The following is a 16811-nucleotide window of genomic DNA, read 5'->3' as shown; positions in this document are numbered from 1 at the left end:
TTAACAAACAGCAACCCTATTTACACGCCATTTTCTAATTGAAATAGCATTTTCTCCACCGTCACTGAAAAATACAATATAAGCTTAACATCATCGCCTACATGAACAATTTTAACATCGACCTTGTCGAAACGAGTCTGCGCGGTACTGGCAAGCTTACGTGCTTCGATTTCAGCTGCCTCCCCCTTAAAAACTAACACTAACTCGGTATCGTGCTCATCAATTACGGCGCCGATATCAACAAAACTACCGCAATCACTGCATGAGTCGTTTACGTTCTGCTGTTGTTGTTTAATTGTGTTAACCATCGTGAACCACCCAAAGCTGAAGAATGAAGATCTGTTTATATGTGATTATCATAAAATAACTGAATAACAATTTCCCTTACTTGGCTCACATATCGAGTTGGCACCATGTTTTTATGCAAATGATATAGCCTCAAGCGGAGGACTTTATGCGGTGAGTTGGATCATCGTTTGACTAATCTGTCGTTGACGCTCTAACTGCTCAACAAAATGCATGTCTTCAGTAGGCTCATAATGGGTTTCTAACCCTTCATATTTTGATCGCACTAAATGGCTGCTATTGCTTAATGCTTGGGTCATTGCATCATCATGTTTACCTCGTATTACAATGGCTTCAGGACATAAGCTTTGTTGTAAATGAAATTGACATAACCCTTGGGAGTGAAAAACAGCACCATTATTTGTATGCTCAGCAGTAGCAGATAAATCATCAACTAATTTTTGTGGTTGTTGCAGTTGAAACTGTTTATACAGTTTCTGGTCAATCGTCAGGTGTTTATCAAATTGAAATTGAGCCATATCATTACTGTCTGCTGACAACATGGCTAACAGTAAACCAAATTCACCACGACGCTGGTTTTCGACAGCCGCATTTAAACGACCGCCTAATTGTAATTCATTGACCAGTAGTGATTCAATTTGCATATAAAAACAACACTATTATGACTCGATGCTATTTTATCGACCAAACACACCTAAACTTTAGAAAAATATTCATTTTTAGCCTTTACATATTTTGGGTTTATGACTACTATGGCGGCCGCAATTGAGGAGGGGTTCCCGAGTGGCCAAAGGGATCAGACTGTAAATCTGACGGCTCAGCCTTCGAAGGTTCGAATCCTTCTCCCTCCACCATTTGCGATGTAATTTAGATAGACGAAAAAGAAATATGTGGAGGGGTTCCCGAGTGGCCAAAGGGATCAGACTGTAAATCTGACGGCTCAGCCTTCGAAGGTTCGAATCCTTCTCCCTCCACCATCTTTCTTGCTCATTTATCTCTATTCAGTGGAGGGGTTCCCGAGTGGCCAAAGGGATCAGACTGTAAATCTGACGGCTCAGCCTTCGAAGGTTCGAATCCTTCTCCCTCCACCATTTTACATCTTAATCCTCATACTATATCCCTCAAAATCTGTAATATATCCTTCATTAGTTAAGCACATTCATATTAATTGTCTCTATTATCTCAACCAGCTTATTTTTGCTAGGTTTAAGACCTTTTTTTCTTTAAGATTAAGTCATTAATAATCACGATGAGAAAATACTATGCCATCGAATTGGGTAAACCAGGCCATTGCTAAGATTGATGCAGACTATCAACGTTCTGCTGATACTCACCTTATAAAACTCGATTTACCACAACTTAACGGTGTTGATATTTATCTTAAAGATGAAAGTACTCATCCTACGGGCAGCCTAAAGCATCGTTTAGCCCGTTCGTTATTTTTATATTCTTTATGCAATGGTTGGATTACACAAACTACCACCATTATTGAATCATCGTCTGGTAGCACTGCGGTGTCTGAAGCGTATTTTGCACGTTTAATTGGTTTGCCTTTTATCGCGGTAATGCCTTCGACTACGGCTAAAAAGAAAATTCAACAAATCGAGTTCTACGGCGGGCAATGTCACTTCGTTGATAATAGTAATCAGATGTATGCTGAGTCTGAACGCCTTGCTAAAGAGTTAAATGGCCATTACATGGATCAGTTCACTTTTGCAGAGCGCGCCACAGATTGGCGGGGCAATAACAATATTGCTGACTCAATATTCATTCAAATGCAACGTGAGCCACACCCTATTCCCCACTGGATTGTAATGAGCCCCGGCACAGGTGGCACCTCTGCTACCATTGGGCGTTATATTCGCTATCAGCAGTTATCGACCCAACTGTGTGTGGTAGACCCTGAAAACTCGGTTTTTTATGATTATTTCCACAGTGGTGATAAAACATTAACAGGTCAAAAAGGCAGTAAAATTGAGGGCATTGGACGGCCTAGAGTCGAACCCTCCTTTATTGCTGGTGTTGTTGATGAAATGCATAAAATTCCTGATGGAGCATCCATTGCTACCATGCAATGGTTAGAAACCTTGATAGGCCGAAAAACGGGCGCATCGACAGGAACCAACTTGTATGGTGCATTACTGTTAGCCACGCGAATGCAACAACAAGGACAAGCAGGTTCGATTGTGACATTGATTTGTGATGCGGGGGAAAGATACTTAGATACTTATTATAATCCCCAATGGATTGAGAACAATATTGGTTGCTTTAAACAATTTGAACAGCAACTAAGTGATTTTAACCAAAGTGGATTACTCAGTCCATTGGACTGCTAAATCGAGTTGCCCCAACACACATTTTGGGGCAGCCTTTATCGCTTAATCAATATCCAAATACTTATGCATTTGAATCGAGAGACGCCAGTTACGCTCAATACAGACTTTCATCGCCAATGCTGTAGCGCGAGGCTTCTGGCTAATAGGTTGTAAGCAGATAGTTTTACCTTCAATATCAATATCCTTGAGTAAATCATCCAGCTCTTCAATATGTTTATCTGTGGCTATTGGGTGTTTAATTTCATTTGCACGCGTTAAAGCTTGGCTTAATACCTTATATCCACCCTTCATATTGATTTTAGGTGATACTGTTACCCAGGCATCTTGATGACATAGCACCTCAAAAGTGCCCGAAGTCTCAATTTGGACACTGTAGCCAGAGTCGATTAATTGGTTGGTCAACTCAGTTAAATCATACAAGCAAGGTTCACCGCCTGTAATCACTACATGTTTTGCACTAAAGCCTTTACGATTAAATGCGGCGATAAGACTGGTACCATCATGGTTAGCCCAGCGACCAATGGTGCCATCAACCGCAATCACTTGTTCAGGCGACACTTTGTTTTCAGCAAGTACATCCCAAGTTTGTTTGGTGTCACACCAAGAGCAGCCCACAGGGCAACCTTGTAAACGGACAAAGAGTGCTGGCACACCGGTAAAAGTCCCTTCACCTTGGATAGTTTCAAACACTTCGTTAACTGGATAGCTCATTTGTCACCTGCTTTATTCGTTTGGGCGGCATTTATAGTTTATTTCTACCTCAGTATCAAGGTTAGCAGCATGACAATTGGCATAAATGAGCCATTAACTTTGCTATTGCAGGAAACTGTAAGATAAAATGCCATCAATTAATACATTATCATCCTCTTATACTATTTAGCATTAGGTTATTATTCATGTCTCAAACATCATTGCCAAGCAAAGCATTAGTCGTATTCAGTGGTGGTCAAGACTCAACCACCTGTCTTATTCAAGCGTTGACTGAATATGATGAAGTACACGGTATTACTTTTGATTATGGCCAGCGCCACAGACAAGAAATTGATGTTGCAAAAGCTCTGGCTAAGCAGCTGAATTTAATCAGTCATAAAGTATTAGACACTACACTGCTAAACGAATTGGCCATTTCAGCATTGACCCGTGATTCTATTCCTGTTTCCCACGAATTAATGAATAATGGTTTACCCAATACTTTTGTTCCAGGGCGAAATATCTTATTTCTGACTCTTGCGGGCGTATACGCTTACCAACTCGGTTGTGATGCCATTATCACCGGTGTGTGTGAAACTGACTTTTCAGGCTATCCAGATTGTAGAAATGAGTTTGTTAAATCAATGGAGCACACTTTAGCCCTCGGCATGGATAAGCCATTAAAAATCATTACTCCTCTGATGTGGCTTAACAAAGCAGAAACATGGGCTTTAGCAGACAAATATCAGCAATTAGAACTGGTTAAACAACAAACGCTGACCTGCTATAACGGTATAATTGGCGGCGGTTGTGGTGATTGCCCGTCGTGTTTATTACGTCAACGCGGCTTAGATGATTATCTGCAAAATCAACAACAAGTCATGTCGTCATTGCACGCTAAAATACAGCCATCGACATAGAGGTGAATATGGGTAAAACAACTTCATCATTAATCAAGCCATATCAATTTACCTTGGTTATCAGTGTCATTTGTATTGTTTTATTTGCCCTAAGTATCACTAACCCCATCATTGTCGATACCAACAGCTTATTCAAATTTCAACATGATGCTATTGCTAATGGACAAATTTGGCGCCTACTTACCGGTAATTTGTTACACACCAACATCTGGCATTTAGTGATGAATTTGGCTGGATTTTGGGTCATTGTTTTTTTACATGAATTACATTACCAAAGACATACAGGTAAATTGACGCTGCTTTTTTTGTGCCTTTGTGTCTTGGAAGGTGTGGGTTTATATTTTTTCTATCCTGAACTCAGAGCCTATGTAGGATTAAGTGGGTTGCTACATGGTTTATTTACTTTTGGTGCGGTAATGGATATTCGCAAAGGTTTACGGTCGGGGTATTTACTACTAATAGGTGTCATTGTAAAGGTAGGTTATGAGCAGTATTTTGGTGCAAGTGCGGGTATTTCTGAATTAATCAATGCTAGGGTAGCGACAGAGTCTCATTTAGTCGGCTTAGTTGCAGGGTTAATATGCGCGATATTCTGGCTGACTGTTGCGAACAAATTTCGTCATAAAAAGTAGCGATTAAAAGTCGTTGTTAAAAACAGTGACTAAAAAAGGTTATTTAATTTTGCTCAGTCGATTACTAATAGCGTTTGTTAAAGCGGTCTTTTGATCATCAACACCACAAAACTCTGCATACCCTAACCCTTCACCATAGGGGTTAACCTGAGTGGCTAGATTGACCACACGATAACAATAGTCACCTTGCTTCACAATTCTATTAGGGTCAAGGCGATGATTGTATGTATGGGGTTGACTGGTATCAATTTGGGGGATTAATTCAATAAAGACTAAGTCAGGGTCCATTTCACTCATCGTCCCCCCAGGCTTGTTTGTTAACGCAGACTGATTACCTATTAATGTTTCAAGTTCGTTCATATTCATGTGTTGTAAATACTGGTTTGATGCCTGAGTAATGGCATGGGTTGAAAGTACTCCCACGCTATCACTAACAGCTTCATTACCTGCTTCATTTACAGTTTCATCGTTAATCGCTGAGGTACTATTATTACTGCTGCGATCTGGTTCCCTTGGTGTAATTATATCAGGGGGATCTGCTGGAATCTGTTGTTGAAAATTAGATGCTGATTGGGGTTGTGCCGATGATTTAACCTCCATATTTGTATCCTGTTTATCAACCTCTTGTTGATTAATTTTTTCTTCATTAACTTCTTTTTTATCAGTATCTAGTTTTGATTCACTTTCTAATGGTTTTTCTAATTCACTTGCTTTAACCATAGCTTCATATTGTTCTGTGGTAATAATATAGCTGTTAATTTTGACCGCTTCAGGAGTTATGATTAAGCTCGACTGATGTTGATCGCTCGCTTGCTGCCAAAACCAGGTGATAACAAAGAAAAAAACAAAATGTATACCAAGTGCAAGAGAAACCGACTTAACTAGCCCTCGCCTATCTTTGATGACCACTGGCTCGCTTTCAAGTTCAGGATCTGGTTCTTGGTCATGGTCATGGCCATGGCCAATAATAATGTTAAAACTATCTCTATTTGATGACTTATTTTTTCTATCCATTTTAGTTACTGTCTTTAAAAACATATCCATATATCATTAACTCTGCTGATTTGAATGTAAATCCTTGATAAAGTTCACTAGTCATCTAAAAAATTTTTCCCTGGATACTGGGGTAAACTCAGATTAAAAACTGAGAGTACACGTGTACTCTATTTGTAGTTTTTACTGACTAGCCCTGTTAGACTGAACATCATCATTTGACTCTTATATTGAGTAACAAACACCATGCCCGAAAAATCAGACATTCTTACCGCAGAACAAATACTTAATAGTACCGGCGATTATAGCACTAAAGAGGAGTTAGCTAACGGGTTATCTCACGGATTCGGTGTTATTGCGGGTTTAGTGGGTTTGGTATTAATGTTAAGTAATGCCAAAGAAGGCTTGTCTTCAACTCAGCTAGCGGGTGTTATTATTTATGGTGTTAGTATCATAGCCTTATTTTTATCTTCTACCTTATATCACACTAGCCGTACACCTGTATGGCGAAAACGATTTAAAATGGCAGATCACTGCACTATATATACACTCATTGCAGGCACCTACACACCGCTTATGTTGATCGCTTTGCAGGATGATAACGCATTAATCATCTTAACGATTATCTGGAGTATTGCATTCGGTGGCATTATTTTTAAAACCTTGTTTATTGGTCGTTTCAAAGCACTCAGTCTATTTCTATATCTATTAATGGGTTGGCTCTGTGTTACTGTCATGGCAGACCTTATTGCTAATATGACAGAGTTAACATTTAATTTATTGATAATGGGTGGATTATTTTACAGCTTGGGAGTGATATTCTATGCCAATAAGAAAATACCCTATAATCATGCCATTTGGCATATGTTCGTCCTTGGTGGCGCTTGTTCGCATTTCTTATGTGTTTATTTTATGGTCACTATTTAATATATTCATCACCTAAAGATCAATAGAGGCACTTTGCATGCTGTTCAATAGTCATTTTTTCATGCAGAATTATCGGTAAACTAATCCATAGTTAGTTATATGCATCCTGATTATGAACATTCTGATGAGCAAAAATGGCAAGCAAAGGATAAAATTGCTTTTGTCGTTAAGCTAATACCTGAAGGTAAAGTCCTTCCTTATGGCAAAGTGGCTGATCTTGCAGGCTTACCAGGGCGAGCTAGATATGTATCACGCGCACTAAAGCTTGCTCCGTCAACAGCTAACCTACCTTGGCATAGGGTAATTAACGCTGCGGGACGAATTTCGTTTCCGAAAAGCACCCTTTTATTTCAACAGCAAACGGAATTATTGCGATTAGAGAATATTGAAGTGAACAATGGCAAGATTCCATTGTCCAAACATTTATGGCAACCTGATCTAGTAACAATAGTCATGACACTTCCGTTTTAGTCGGCATCTCTTTTAGGATTAAAAACTTGCAAACTACTCTTTTAAAATCACAGTCAACTCATCTACTTCTGTCACCATTAATAGCCTATTTTATGATGGTATCTTTTAGTGCGACCAGCAGTACGCTTAGCGCTGATTTAGTTTCAACACCACAAAATTCAATACAAGATGACACTTCTGTTAAACAGGCTGTTTCAAAAAGTACCATTTTATTACCACTAACTCCTCATACAGCGCAGTATAAGGCTTATTATGGCAGTATTGAGTTAGGTGATGCTAAATATACTCTGCCAGCTACTGATAGTGGCTATTATAATTATCTATTCGAAAGTGAAGTCGGACTATTAATGTTGTCTGATGAACGTAAACTACAAAGTGATTTCACCCTTGAAAACGGTAAATTAGTGCCTTTTAGGTATGTGCATTACAGAACAGGAACAGGTAGTGATTACACCGAGCAAACCGCTTTTGCTAAATCACAAAATTTTATCCATACCATCTACAAACAAGAAGCCCTAAAATTAGATTATCAAGAGTTAATATTTGACCCACTGATGGTGCAATTACAATTTAGAATGGACGTGATAAGTAATAAAAGACCCCTTAATTATAAGATGGTCAAAGAAAAAGAAGTGGATGAGTACGACTTTAAAATTATTGGTAATGAAACCATTACAGTGGCAGGCGGTACTTTTGAAACGGTAAAGTTTGAAGTTGTTCGCGAGAGCACAAAAAGACAAACATTTTTTTGGATGGCACCTAAACTTGCTTATTTACCGATTAGGCTAAGTCATTTTTCTAAAGGCAGTAAACAACTTGATATTCAACTTTCTCAATATCATTTCGATAAGCCTTTAACTGATATTCCGAGTCTTGATATCGATCATGAAAAGCGAATATTCGATGCTTACATGGCAGAAAAGTCATTAATAAAACAAGCTGGTACAGTAGAAGAAGGTATATCAGATGATGAAGATTTACCTGAAGTCAGCCATGATGAAATCAGCGAAAAAGAAATGTTAGATATTAAAAAAATGGTGGTTGATTAGGCACCATTGATTTTAATGATGCCAGCACTGCTGGCATTTTTTTATCCTCTACTAATTTAAATATAATATTTTTATAACAGTATGTTAAACAGCACTATGCTCGATCCGAATATCACCCAGTCTAAATACTCTCCAGTCACCGGCTGAAAGCACCTGCCATTGTTCATTGTTAGTTAACGGTCTAGTCGCAATCACGGTAACCACATCATTAGGGGTGGTTTCTTTTTGAAAATCAATCACCACATCGGTATCAATAAGGGTAGCTTTACCAAAGGGTGCTCTACGAGTGATGTGACACAAATTATTGGTACAATATGCCATTAAATCAATGCCATCGCTTAAGATCATATTAAATATACCTAGAGTGCGGATCTCATCTGCAAGTTTAGCTATGTACTCAAACACCACATTCATATTTTCTGGTGCAGTGTCGCCAAACTGCTGTACCACTTGCTCAAGTATCCAACAAAATGCCATTTCACTATCCGTATCGCCAACGGGTTGAAAACGACTTGAAATAAATTTTTGCTCATATTCACTTAGCTGACCATTATGGGCATAGGTCCAATAACGGCCCCATAATTCTCGGGAAAAAGGATGTGTGTTTTCCAGTGACACGCACCCTCTATTAGCTTGTCGAATATGACTCACAACAATTTCACTTTTTATTGGGTATGACTTTATAAGTTGAGCAATATGAGATTGACTGCTTGGAGATGCATCTTTAAATGTTCGGCTGCCTTTACCTTCATAAAAGGTAATACCCCAACCATCTACATGCGGTCCAGTTACCCCACCACGTTCTGCTAACCCAGTGAAACTGAATACAATATCAGTGGGGACATTGGCACTCATAGCAAGTAATTCGCACATTTATTAAGCCTTTTTCGTTACTTATTGATCAATTTTCAGCAGTTAAGCATATTGTATCTTTTGTGGTAAATCAGTGAAACAAGATTGACACATAAAAATTTAAACAATTGTTTGAATAATGCTTGTATTCATTGCTACATAAGGTTAAATTTTATGTGGCACAGGTCTGACCACGGTCTATACTTGTGATTAAGATCAATAAAGAATTAGCCATTCACCCTATGAAACTGGCTTTAAGGAGAGAGTAAAGTGACCACCCTATTTTTGATCATCGCGATGATCTGTGTGCTCGGCACAATGTCTTACCTAAGGGTATCGCTTGTCACCACCACGATAGCAGCAGCTGTTGTTTTAGGTGTTGGTAGCGCAATGGACATCGTCGGTACTATTACATGGGCTGTATTCCTTGTAATAGCATTACCTTTTAACATTAAATCATTTAGACAAAATTTTATCAGCCGTCCGCTGCTTAAAGTGTACCGTGGTATCATGCCTGAAATGTCTTCTACTGAAAAAGAAGCAATTGAAGCAGGTACAACCTGGTGGGAAGCGGATTTGTTCGCTGGTAATCCTAACTGGAGTAAACTACACAACTACCCACAATCTCGCCTTACCGCTGACGAACAAGCCTTCCTAGACGGCCCTGTTGAAGAAGTGTGTAAAATGGTTAATCACCACATGGTGTCGCATGAACTGGGTGATTTACCTCAAGATGTGTGGCAATACCTAAAAGACCATGGTTTCTTTGCGATGATCATCAAAAAGAAATATGGCGGTTTAGAATATTCTGCTTATGCTCAATCACAGGTTTTACAAAAGCTTGCTGGTGTTAGCAGTGAACTTGCATCAACTGTCGGTGTACCAAACTCTTTAGGCCCTGGTGAATTGTTACAGCACTATGGCACTGCTGCGCAGCAAGATCATTACCTACCTCGCTTAGCAAAAGGATTAGAAGTCCCTTGTTTCGCATTAACCAGCCCAGAAGCTGGCAGTGATGCAGGCTCAATTCCAGATTTTGGTATTGTCTGTAAAGGCGAATTTGAAGGTGAAGAAGTATTAGGTATGAAGCTAACATGGAACAAGCGTTATATTACGCTTGCACCTGTCGCGACCGTACTTGGTTTAGCTTTTAAGCTACGCGACCCTGATGGATTACTAGGCGACAAAGAAGAGCTAGGTATTACCTGTGCTTTAATCCCAACTAATATCCCAGGTGTAGAAACTGGTCGCCGCCACTTCCCACTTAACTGTATGTTCCAAAACGGTCCTACCCGTGGTGAAGAAGTGTTTGTACCATTAAGCTTTATTATTGGTGGACCAGAAATGGCTGGCCAAGGCTGGCGTATGCTGGTTGAGTGTTTATCGGTTGGCCGTGGTATTACCCTGCCATCTAACTCTGCTGGTGGTGTAAAAACTGCTGCAATAGCTACTGGTGCCTACGCTCGCATTCGTCGTCAGTTCAAACTACCGATTGGTAAGTTAGAAGGGATTGAAGAACCAATGGCACGTATAGGCGGTAATGCATACTTAATGGATGCAGTCACTAGCTTAACAACCACTGCAATTGATTTAGGTGAAAAACCATCTGTTATATCAGCGATTGTTAAATTTCACCTAACCGACAGAATGCAGAAATGTATTATCGATGCCATGGATATTCACGGCGGTAAAGGTGTATGTTTAGGTCCAAACAACTACCTAGGCCGTGGCTACCAAGCCGCTCCTATCGCTATTACTGTTGAAGGCGCAAATATTTTAACTCGTACTATGATCATTTATGGTCAAGGTGCAATTCGCTGCCATCCTTATGTATTAACAGAAATGGAATCGGCGTTTGATACTGATGCAGCCCGTGGGTTAGCCACCTTTGATGATGCGATATTTGGTCATATTGGTTTTGCTACCTCTAACTTTATTCGCAGTTTCTGGATGGGATTAACGGGTGCTCGTTTCTCTAACGCACCTTACTCAGATAAGACTAAACGTTACTACCAACAGATGAACCGTTTCAGTGCTAACTTAGCGTTATTGTCTGATTTAGCAATGGCTACCTTAGGTGGTAATCTTAAGCGTAAAGAGCGTATTTCAGCTCGTCTAGGTGACTTATTAAGCCAGCTATATCTTGTGTCAGCAACATTGAAACGTTATCAAGATGAAGGCCGTTTAACTGAAGATTTACCTTTAGTTCAGTGGGCTGTTGAAGATTCATTGTATAAATTACAAGATTCTTTAGATGACTTACTTAACAACTTCCCTATGGGATTAGGTCATGTATTACGTTGGGTTATTTTCCCATTCGGTCGTCCAGTTAAGCGTCCTACAGATGTAATGGATCATAAAGTCGCTAAGATAATGCAAACACCATGTGCAAGCCGTGACCGTTTAGGTAAAGGTCAGTTCTTTACTAACTGCGAGAACAATCCCGTAGGTATTCAAGAACAAACCTTTATCGATATTCTAGCTTGTGAGCCTTTATACGATAAAGTGTGTAAAGCCGCTGGCAAACGACTCCCTTTCATGTGGCTTGATAAAATTGCTGCTGAAGGTAAAGCACTAGGTGTTCTAAGTGAAGCTGAAATTTCATTATTAGAACGTGCAGAGATTGGTCGCTTGAAATCTATCAACGTTGATGATTTTGATACTGAAGAGCTACGTGCCAATATCAAGTTACCCGCTAAGCAAGAAAAAGCTGCTTAACAGATAAATTAGTAAAAGTAATATTAAGGGTAAAGCCATGCTTTACCCTTTTTTTATTGAGGAAATGTCAATGAATATACGTCAAATGACAGGCCTGCAAATTATGCAGGCTATGTTAGCAGGTGAACTCCCTGCCCCTTCAATCACACAAACGATGCCAATGAAGGCTGTCTCAGTTAGCGAAGGAGAAATTACCTTTGAAGCAGCCGCAGATGAAAGGCACCTAAACCCTATGGGTGGAGTGCATGGCGGCTTTGCAGCTACAGTACTTGATTCAGCCACTGCCTGTGCAGTTCATTCCGCATTACCAGCTGGCGCTAGCTACGCCACTATCGACTTGAATGTAAAAATGGTTCGGCCTGTACCGAAAAATCAACCGGTATTTGCGATAGGCAAGCTAGTTAACTTAAGCACCAGTTTAGCAATATCCGAAGCAAGGCTAACCGACAAACAGGGTCGATTACTTGCAACTGCAACCGCAAGTTGTATGGTAAGCCGCTAGGATCTGCATATAAAAAAAGAGCCCGTCAAATGACGGGCTCTTTTTTTATCTTAAACAGGACAATAGTGGATTAACAACCCTGTATTACCCGATTATCTGTTTACTCTCGTAACTCTTGTTCTAATTGTTTGGCAACCGTATCTGGAGAGTGACTATTTTTAGCAAACAAATTATAAGCCACAGGCACAACAACCAAGGTAAAAAATGTTGCCAAAGTAATACCAGATAAGACCACAACACCAATTACATAGCGGGTTTCTGAACCAGCACCAACCGCCATCACTAAAGGTAATGCTCCAGCAGCGGTTGTAATACCTGTCATCAAAATAGGCCTTAAACGTTGGGTAGAAGCTTGTAATATTGCTTCGTTAAATTCCACGCCTCTATCTCGCAACTGATTAGCGAACTCAACAATAAGTATGCCGTTTTTAGCAGCTAAACCTACCAGCATGATAATACCAATTTGACTATAAATATTGATACTCTGTCCGGTAAACCATAATCCCAGCAAAGCACCTAAGGTGGCTAATGGCACTGTTAACATGATAATCATTGGATGAATAAAGCTTTCAAACTGAGCCGCTAACACTAAGAATACAATTCCTAAAGCTAGCAAGAAGACAAAATTCATCGAACTGCCTGACTCTTGATAATCTAATGAAGGCCCTTTGTAACTTACCACCGCCTCAGCAGGTAAATAAGTTGAGGTTAAATCATTTAGATAAGCAAGTGCTTCTCCCAGACTGTAATCTTCGGCTAGGTTAGCCTCAAGAGTAATTGACCTCATACGATTATAACGATTAAGTGAGCTAGCATCAGCAAACTCTTCAATAGTGACCAGGTTAGATAGTGGAATTAATTCATTGGTGCGCGCAGAACGCACATAAAGGTTTTCCATATCACTGGCTGTGCTTTGACTTTCTCGATTACCTTCAATGATGACATCATACTCTTCACCATCACGCATAAAGGTGGTCACAAGTTTTGAACCTAACATGGCTTCAAGTGTGCGGCCAATATGCGAAACAGACACGCCTAAATCGGCTGCTCTAACCCGATCAATGATCACCCGTAACTGAGGTTTTGTTTCTTGGTAGTCATGATCTAAACCAATTAATTTTGGATTATCTTTGGCTTTTTCAAGAATAATATCACGCCATTCTGCTAACTCTTCATAGCTAGGGCCGCCCAGTACAAATTGAACTGGTTTACCGACTCCGCGACCAAATGCCTGTCGCATAATTGGGAACGCACGAATACCCGCTAAATCTGATAATCGGCTACGAATATCGCCAATAATAGCATTAGCACTTCTACGTTGTCCCCAATCCTCAAGTACGATAATCGCCATACCATTAGAAAAATCTGTTGCTGTGCCAAATCCCCGCGGTGCACGGATAAGCAAACGCTTAATATCACCACTTTCGACTAATGGCATTAAACGCCCTTCAACTTCATCCATATATTCTTCAATATATTCGAAGCTAGCACCTTGAGGCCCATTAACCATTAAGAACATAGAACCACGATCTTCTTGTGGGGCAAATTCCTGAGGCACTTTTTGCAATAAATAACCACTGATAACAAAGGAGATAATTACTAAGGCACTGACTATTAATGGCTTTTTAAATGCCTTAGCAAGGCTAGATTTATACATTGATGATAAGCTATCCATCAATTTATCAATCTGACGCACTAGCCATGAACCTTCGCTGGAAGGTTTTAGCAGCTTAGAACACATCATGGGGCTAAGGGTTAATGCAACGATACTTGAGAAAATAACCGCGGCGCTCATTGTCACGGCAAACTCTTTAAATAACTTACCTAAGTCCCCTTCAAGGAAAGTGATTGGCATAAATACCGCAACCAATACAAGGGTGGTCGCTACAACAGCAAAAGCCACTTCTCGGCTGCCTAAATATGCCGCTTTTAGCGGTGAATCACCCTCCTCAATTCTTCGGTGAATATTTTCTAACATCACAATGGCGTCATCAACCACCATACCAATAGCTAGAATCATCGCTAACAAAGTCAATAAGTTAATTGTGTAATCAAGTGCATATAACACTGTGAATGTGGCGAGTAATGATACCGGAACGGTAATAGCAGGGATCAACATCGCTCTGACACTACCCAAAAACAAATAAATCACAATGATGACTAATATCATCGCGATAAATAAAGTTTGGTAGACCTCATCAATTGAGCGTTCAATAAACACTGAGCTGTCATAGGACCGCTTAATTTCCATACCCGCGGGTAGAGTAGGATTGAGTTGATCAACCAGTGCATTTGCAGCTCGAGCTACTTCTAGGGTATTTGCCGTTGATTGTTTACTGACTCCAAGACCAATCATTGCCTCTGTGTTACCACGGAACACAATCCGCTCTTCTTCACTGCCAATCTCAACTCTAGCAACATCACCTAATTTAACTAAATAGCCATCTTCGCCTTGGGTAAGCACTAAATTAGAAAAGTCTTCTGGAGTACGATAAGCACGCTCTAATCGAACAGTAAAATGACGATCTTCCGATTCTATAGATCCTGCAGGAAACTCCACGTTTTCCGTTCTCAATGCGTTTTCTATATCAGTAACGGTCAAGTTACGTGCCGCTAAAGCTTGGCGGTCTATCCATATGCGCATTGCATACACTTTTCCGCCACCTAAACGCAGGGTTGACACACCATCAATCACTGAAAATCGATCGACTAGGTACCGATTGGCATAATCTGTCAGCTGCAATATGTCCATTTGATCTGAGACCAAGTTAAGCCACATTATCACTTCATCGCTGCCGTTGGCCTTATAAATGGATGGTGCGTCAGCTTCTTCAGGTAATTGATCTAGTAGACCAGATATTCTATCTCGTACATCATTAGTTGCTGCTTCGATATCTCGGTCAATATCAAACTCGATTGTGACACTCGAGCGGCCATCGGAGCTGGATGAATTAATGTTGCGAATGCCTTCTACACCACTTATTCTGTCCTCTATCAACTGAGTTATGCGGCTTTCAACAACTGAACTGCTTGCCCCGCGATAGCTGGTTTCAACAGATACAATCGGGGGGTCGATGTTAGGATATTCGCGCAAAGGTAATTTATCAAATGACACTAAACCCAAGACAATCAATAGAATACTGATTACTGAGGCGAAAACAGGACGTTTGACCGATAAATCCGTTAAGATCATGCTGCTGTCTCCGTCGAGTTAACATTGACGAAATTAAAGTTTTCAGCTTCCTGTAATGTAACTTTGTCACCTGGACGTACTTTTAAAATACCCCGTATAATAACATGTTGGTTTTCAGCTAATCCTTCAGTAATTTCAACCCAACCCCGCATCCTGACGCCTAATTTCACCTGAATTTGAATCACTTCATCTTGCTCATTGGTGCTATAGACATAATGCTTGTCTTGGATAGGGATAATTGCTGATTCAGGCAGTAACAGTCCTTGTCGGCTTTGTTTAATCAATTTCACCTTCATTAACATCCCCGGCAATAGAGCATAATCATCATTGGATAATACAGCCCTCACCACAACAGCACGGGTATCTGGGTTAACTCGGCTATCAATAGATGTCACTGTCCCTAAAAAGATACGGTCTGGGAAAGCAACCGCTTGAGCTTCTACTTGCTTTCCAGGCTTTAATTCTTGAATAAATCGTTCTGGAATAGAAAAATCGAGTTTAATTTTACTGACATCATCCAGCGTTGTAATTTGCTCGCCGGTTGACACTAAGCTACCAAGGCTAACCTGACGTAATCCTAAGCGGCCTGAAAATGGAGCGGTAATTTTTCTATCAATTAATGTGGATGTCGCCAGCTCAATGTCTGCACGAGATAAATCAATTAAACTTTGTAATCTGTCACGCTCAAGCTCTGCAATAGTTTTACTGGTAACCAAAGTACTTATCCGGTCAAACTCTCTAAGGTGCTCAGTTAGCTTGACCTTAGCGACGTTAACTTTAGCTTGTTGCTCAGCATCTTGAAGCTGGATCAATAAGTCGTTTTTCTTGACTAAATCTCCATCTTCAAAATTTACACTTGTGACCACTTCAGTAATTTTTGAGGTCACAATTATCGATTCAAATGCTTTACCAGTTCCTATTGCCTCCACTTCATCGCGAATATCCATCAGTTTAGTAGTAGCAAATACCACATTGGGAATAGGTTTTTCGTGCTGAACTTTATTTTGTTTAGGCTGCATGGCTTGGTAGCCATATGCTGCAATGCCAACAACTGCGATTATTAATATTATTTTTTTCATCAGTTAACCATTCTTTATCGGGATATTGTAATCATGCAACGAACTAACACTGGATAATATTTTATACTGTGTCAGATAAGTGTTTAGTGAAGTAATAGTGCAAACTAGTAAAAATAGATCACTCATCATTGCAATTATTTAAT

Annotated in this window: 15 protein-coding genes and 3 tRNA genes; 11 read left to right on the top strand and 7 right to left on the bottom strand. The window is 40.0% G+C overall.

What is annotated here, in order from left to right:
- Nucleotides 1-20: 20 nt before the first annotated feature.
- The gene (locus tag ACRWQN_RS10340) at nucleotides 21-308 is read right to left on the bottom strand and encodes a DUF406 family protein (RefSeq protein ID WP_434929811.1); all 288 of its coding nucleotides are present in this window, start codon (nucleotides 306-308) and stop codon (nucleotides 21-23) included.
- 144 nt (nucleotides 309-452) lie between these two features.
- Nucleotides 453-950 (bottom strand): VC2046/SO_2500 family protein, encoded by a 498-nt coding sequence (locus tag ACRWQN_RS10335; protein ID WP_434929812.1) that lies wholly within the window; start codon nucleotides 948-950, stop codon nucleotides 453-455.
- A 125-nt stretch (nucleotides 951-1075) separates the two neighbouring features.
- Here ACRWQN_RS10335 and ACRWQN_RS10330 point away from each other — a divergent pair.
- The 4 genes from ACRWQN_RS10330 (at nucleotide 1076) to ACRWQN_RS10315 (ending at nucleotide 2642) form a co-directional block, all read left to right on the top strand.
- Nucleotides 1076-1160, top strand: a tRNA-Tyr gene (locus ACRWQN_RS10330).
- 38 nt (nucleotides 1161-1198) lie between these two features.
- Nucleotides 1199-1283: transfer RNA gene (locus ACRWQN_RS10325), tRNA-Tyr, on the top strand.
- 29 nt (nucleotides 1284-1312) lie between these two features.
- Nucleotides 1313-1397, top strand: a tRNA-Tyr gene (locus ACRWQN_RS10320).
- Between the two features lie 171 nt (nucleotides 1398-1568).
- The gene (locus tag ACRWQN_RS10315; RefSeq protein ID WP_434937590.1) at nucleotides 1569-2642 is read left to right on the top strand and encodes a PLP-dependent cysteine synthase family protein; all 1074 of its coding nucleotides are present in this window, start codon (nucleotides 1569-1571) and stop codon (nucleotides 2640-2642) included.
- Nucleotides 2643-2684: 42 nt separating this feature from the next.
- Here the strand turns inward: ACRWQN_RS10315 and queE are convergent, their stop codons facing one another.
- The gene (gene queE, locus ACRWQN_RS10310; protein ID WP_434937588.1) at nucleotides 2685-3353 is read right to left on the bottom strand and encodes a 7-carboxy-7-deazaguanine synthase QueE; all 669 of its coding nucleotides are present in this window, start codon (nucleotides 3351-3353) and stop codon (nucleotides 2685-2687) included.
- Nucleotides 3354-3538: 185 nt separating this feature from the next.
- Here queE and queC point away from each other — a divergent pair, with 185 nt between their 5' ends.
- On the top strand, nucleotides 3539-4252 hold the full coding sequence (queC, locus tag ACRWQN_RS10305) for a 7-cyano-7-deazaguanine synthase QueC (protein WP_434937586.1): 714 nt from the start codon (nucleotides 3539-3541) through the stop codon (nucleotides 4250-4252).
- 8 nt (nucleotides 4253-4260) lie between these two features.
- Complete coding sequence (rrtA, locus tag ACRWQN_RS10300; RefSeq protein ID WP_434926025.1) at nucleotides 4261-4884, top strand: rhombosortase; 624 nt, start codon at nucleotides 4261-4263, stop codon at nucleotides 4882-4884.
- A gap of 39 nt (nucleotides 4885-4923) precedes the next feature.
- Here the strand turns inward: rrtA and ACRWQN_RS10295 are convergent, their stop codons facing one another.
- On the bottom strand, nucleotides 4924-5898 hold the full coding sequence (locus ACRWQN_RS10295; protein ID WP_434937584.1) for a hypothetical protein: 975 nt from the start codon (nucleotides 5896-5898) through the stop codon (nucleotides 4924-4926).
- 225 nt (nucleotides 5899-6123) lie between these two features.
- Here ACRWQN_RS10295 and trhA point away from each other — a divergent pair, with 225 nt between their 5' ends.
- From trhA to ACRWQN_RS10280, 3 genes are all read left to right on the top strand, one after another.
- Nucleotides 6124-6804, top strand: coding sequence for a PAQR family membrane homeostasis protein TrhA (gene trhA, locus ACRWQN_RS10290; protein ID WP_434937583.1), 681 nt, complete (start codon nucleotides 6124-6126; stop codon nucleotides 6802-6804).
- A gap of 99 nt (nucleotides 6805-6903) precedes the next feature.
- A complete protein-coding gene (locus ACRWQN_RS10285) occupies nucleotides 6904-7275 on the top strand; it encodes an MGMT family protein (protein WP_434937582.1) in 372 nt (123 codons plus the stop codon).
- 92 nt (nucleotides 7276-7367) lie between these two features.
- A complete protein-coding gene (locus tag ACRWQN_RS10280) occupies nucleotides 7368-8324 on the top strand; it encodes a DUF3108 domain-containing protein (RefSeq protein ID WP_434937580.1) in 957 nt (318 codons plus the stop codon).
- 84 nt (nucleotides 8325-8408) lie between these two features.
- Here the strand turns inward: ACRWQN_RS10280 and ACRWQN_RS10275 are convergent, their stop codons facing one another.
- Nucleotides 8409-9197, bottom strand: a complete 789-nt coding sequence (locus ACRWQN_RS10275) for a class II glutamine amidotransferase (protein ID WP_434929819.1) — start codon at nucleotides 9195-9197, stop codon at nucleotides 8409-8411.
- 249 nt (nucleotides 9198-9446) lie between these two features.
- On the opposite strand from ACRWQN_RS10275, the gene fadE reads away from it, so the two are divergent.
- Together fadE and ACRWQN_RS10265 are read left to right on the top strand one after the other, a co-directional pair.
- Nucleotides 9447-11894 carry an acyl-CoA dehydrogenase FadE gene (gene fadE, locus ACRWQN_RS10270; RefSeq protein WP_434937579.1) on the top strand — a complete coding sequence of 816 codons (2448 nt, stop codon included), beginning with the start codon at nucleotides 9447-9449 and terminating at the stop codon, nucleotides 11892-11894.
- 70 nt (nucleotides 11895-11964) lie between these two features.
- Nucleotides 11965-12396 carry a PaaI family thioesterase gene (locus ACRWQN_RS10265; RefSeq protein ID WP_434926018.1) on the top strand — a complete coding sequence of 144 codons (432 nt, stop codon included), beginning with the start codon at nucleotides 11965-11967 and terminating at the stop codon, nucleotides 12394-12396.
- Nucleotides 12397-12496: 100 nt separating this feature from the next.
- Here the strand turns inward: ACRWQN_RS10265 and ACRWQN_RS10260 are convergent, their stop codons facing one another.
- Together ACRWQN_RS10260 and ACRWQN_RS10255 are read right to left on the bottom strand one after the other, a co-directional pair.
- Complete coding sequence (locus tag ACRWQN_RS10260; RefSeq protein WP_434937577.1) at nucleotides 12497-15589, bottom strand: efflux RND transporter permease subunit; 3093 nt, start codon at nucleotides 15587-15589, stop codon at nucleotides 12497-12499.
- Nucleotides 15586-16668: an efflux RND transporter periplasmic adaptor subunit gene (locus ACRWQN_RS10255; RefSeq protein WP_434937575.1), complete on the bottom strand. Its 1083-nt coding sequence runs from the start codon at nucleotides 16666-16668 to the stop codon at nucleotides 15586-15588. The genes ACRWQN_RS10260 and ACRWQN_RS10255 overlap by 4 nt, the downstream gene beginning before the upstream one ends.
- Between the last annotated feature and the right edge of the window lie 143 nt (nucleotides 16669-16811).

Origin of the sequence: Shewanella sp. HL-SH8 (genome assembly GCF_051165765.1) — a bacterium.
GTDB classification, from domain to species: domain Bacteria; phylum Pseudomonadota; class Gammaproteobacteria; order Enterobacterales; family Shewanellaceae; genus Shewanella; species Shewanella glacialimarina.
This window is presented reverse-complemented; position numbering and strand designations above follow the sequence as displayed.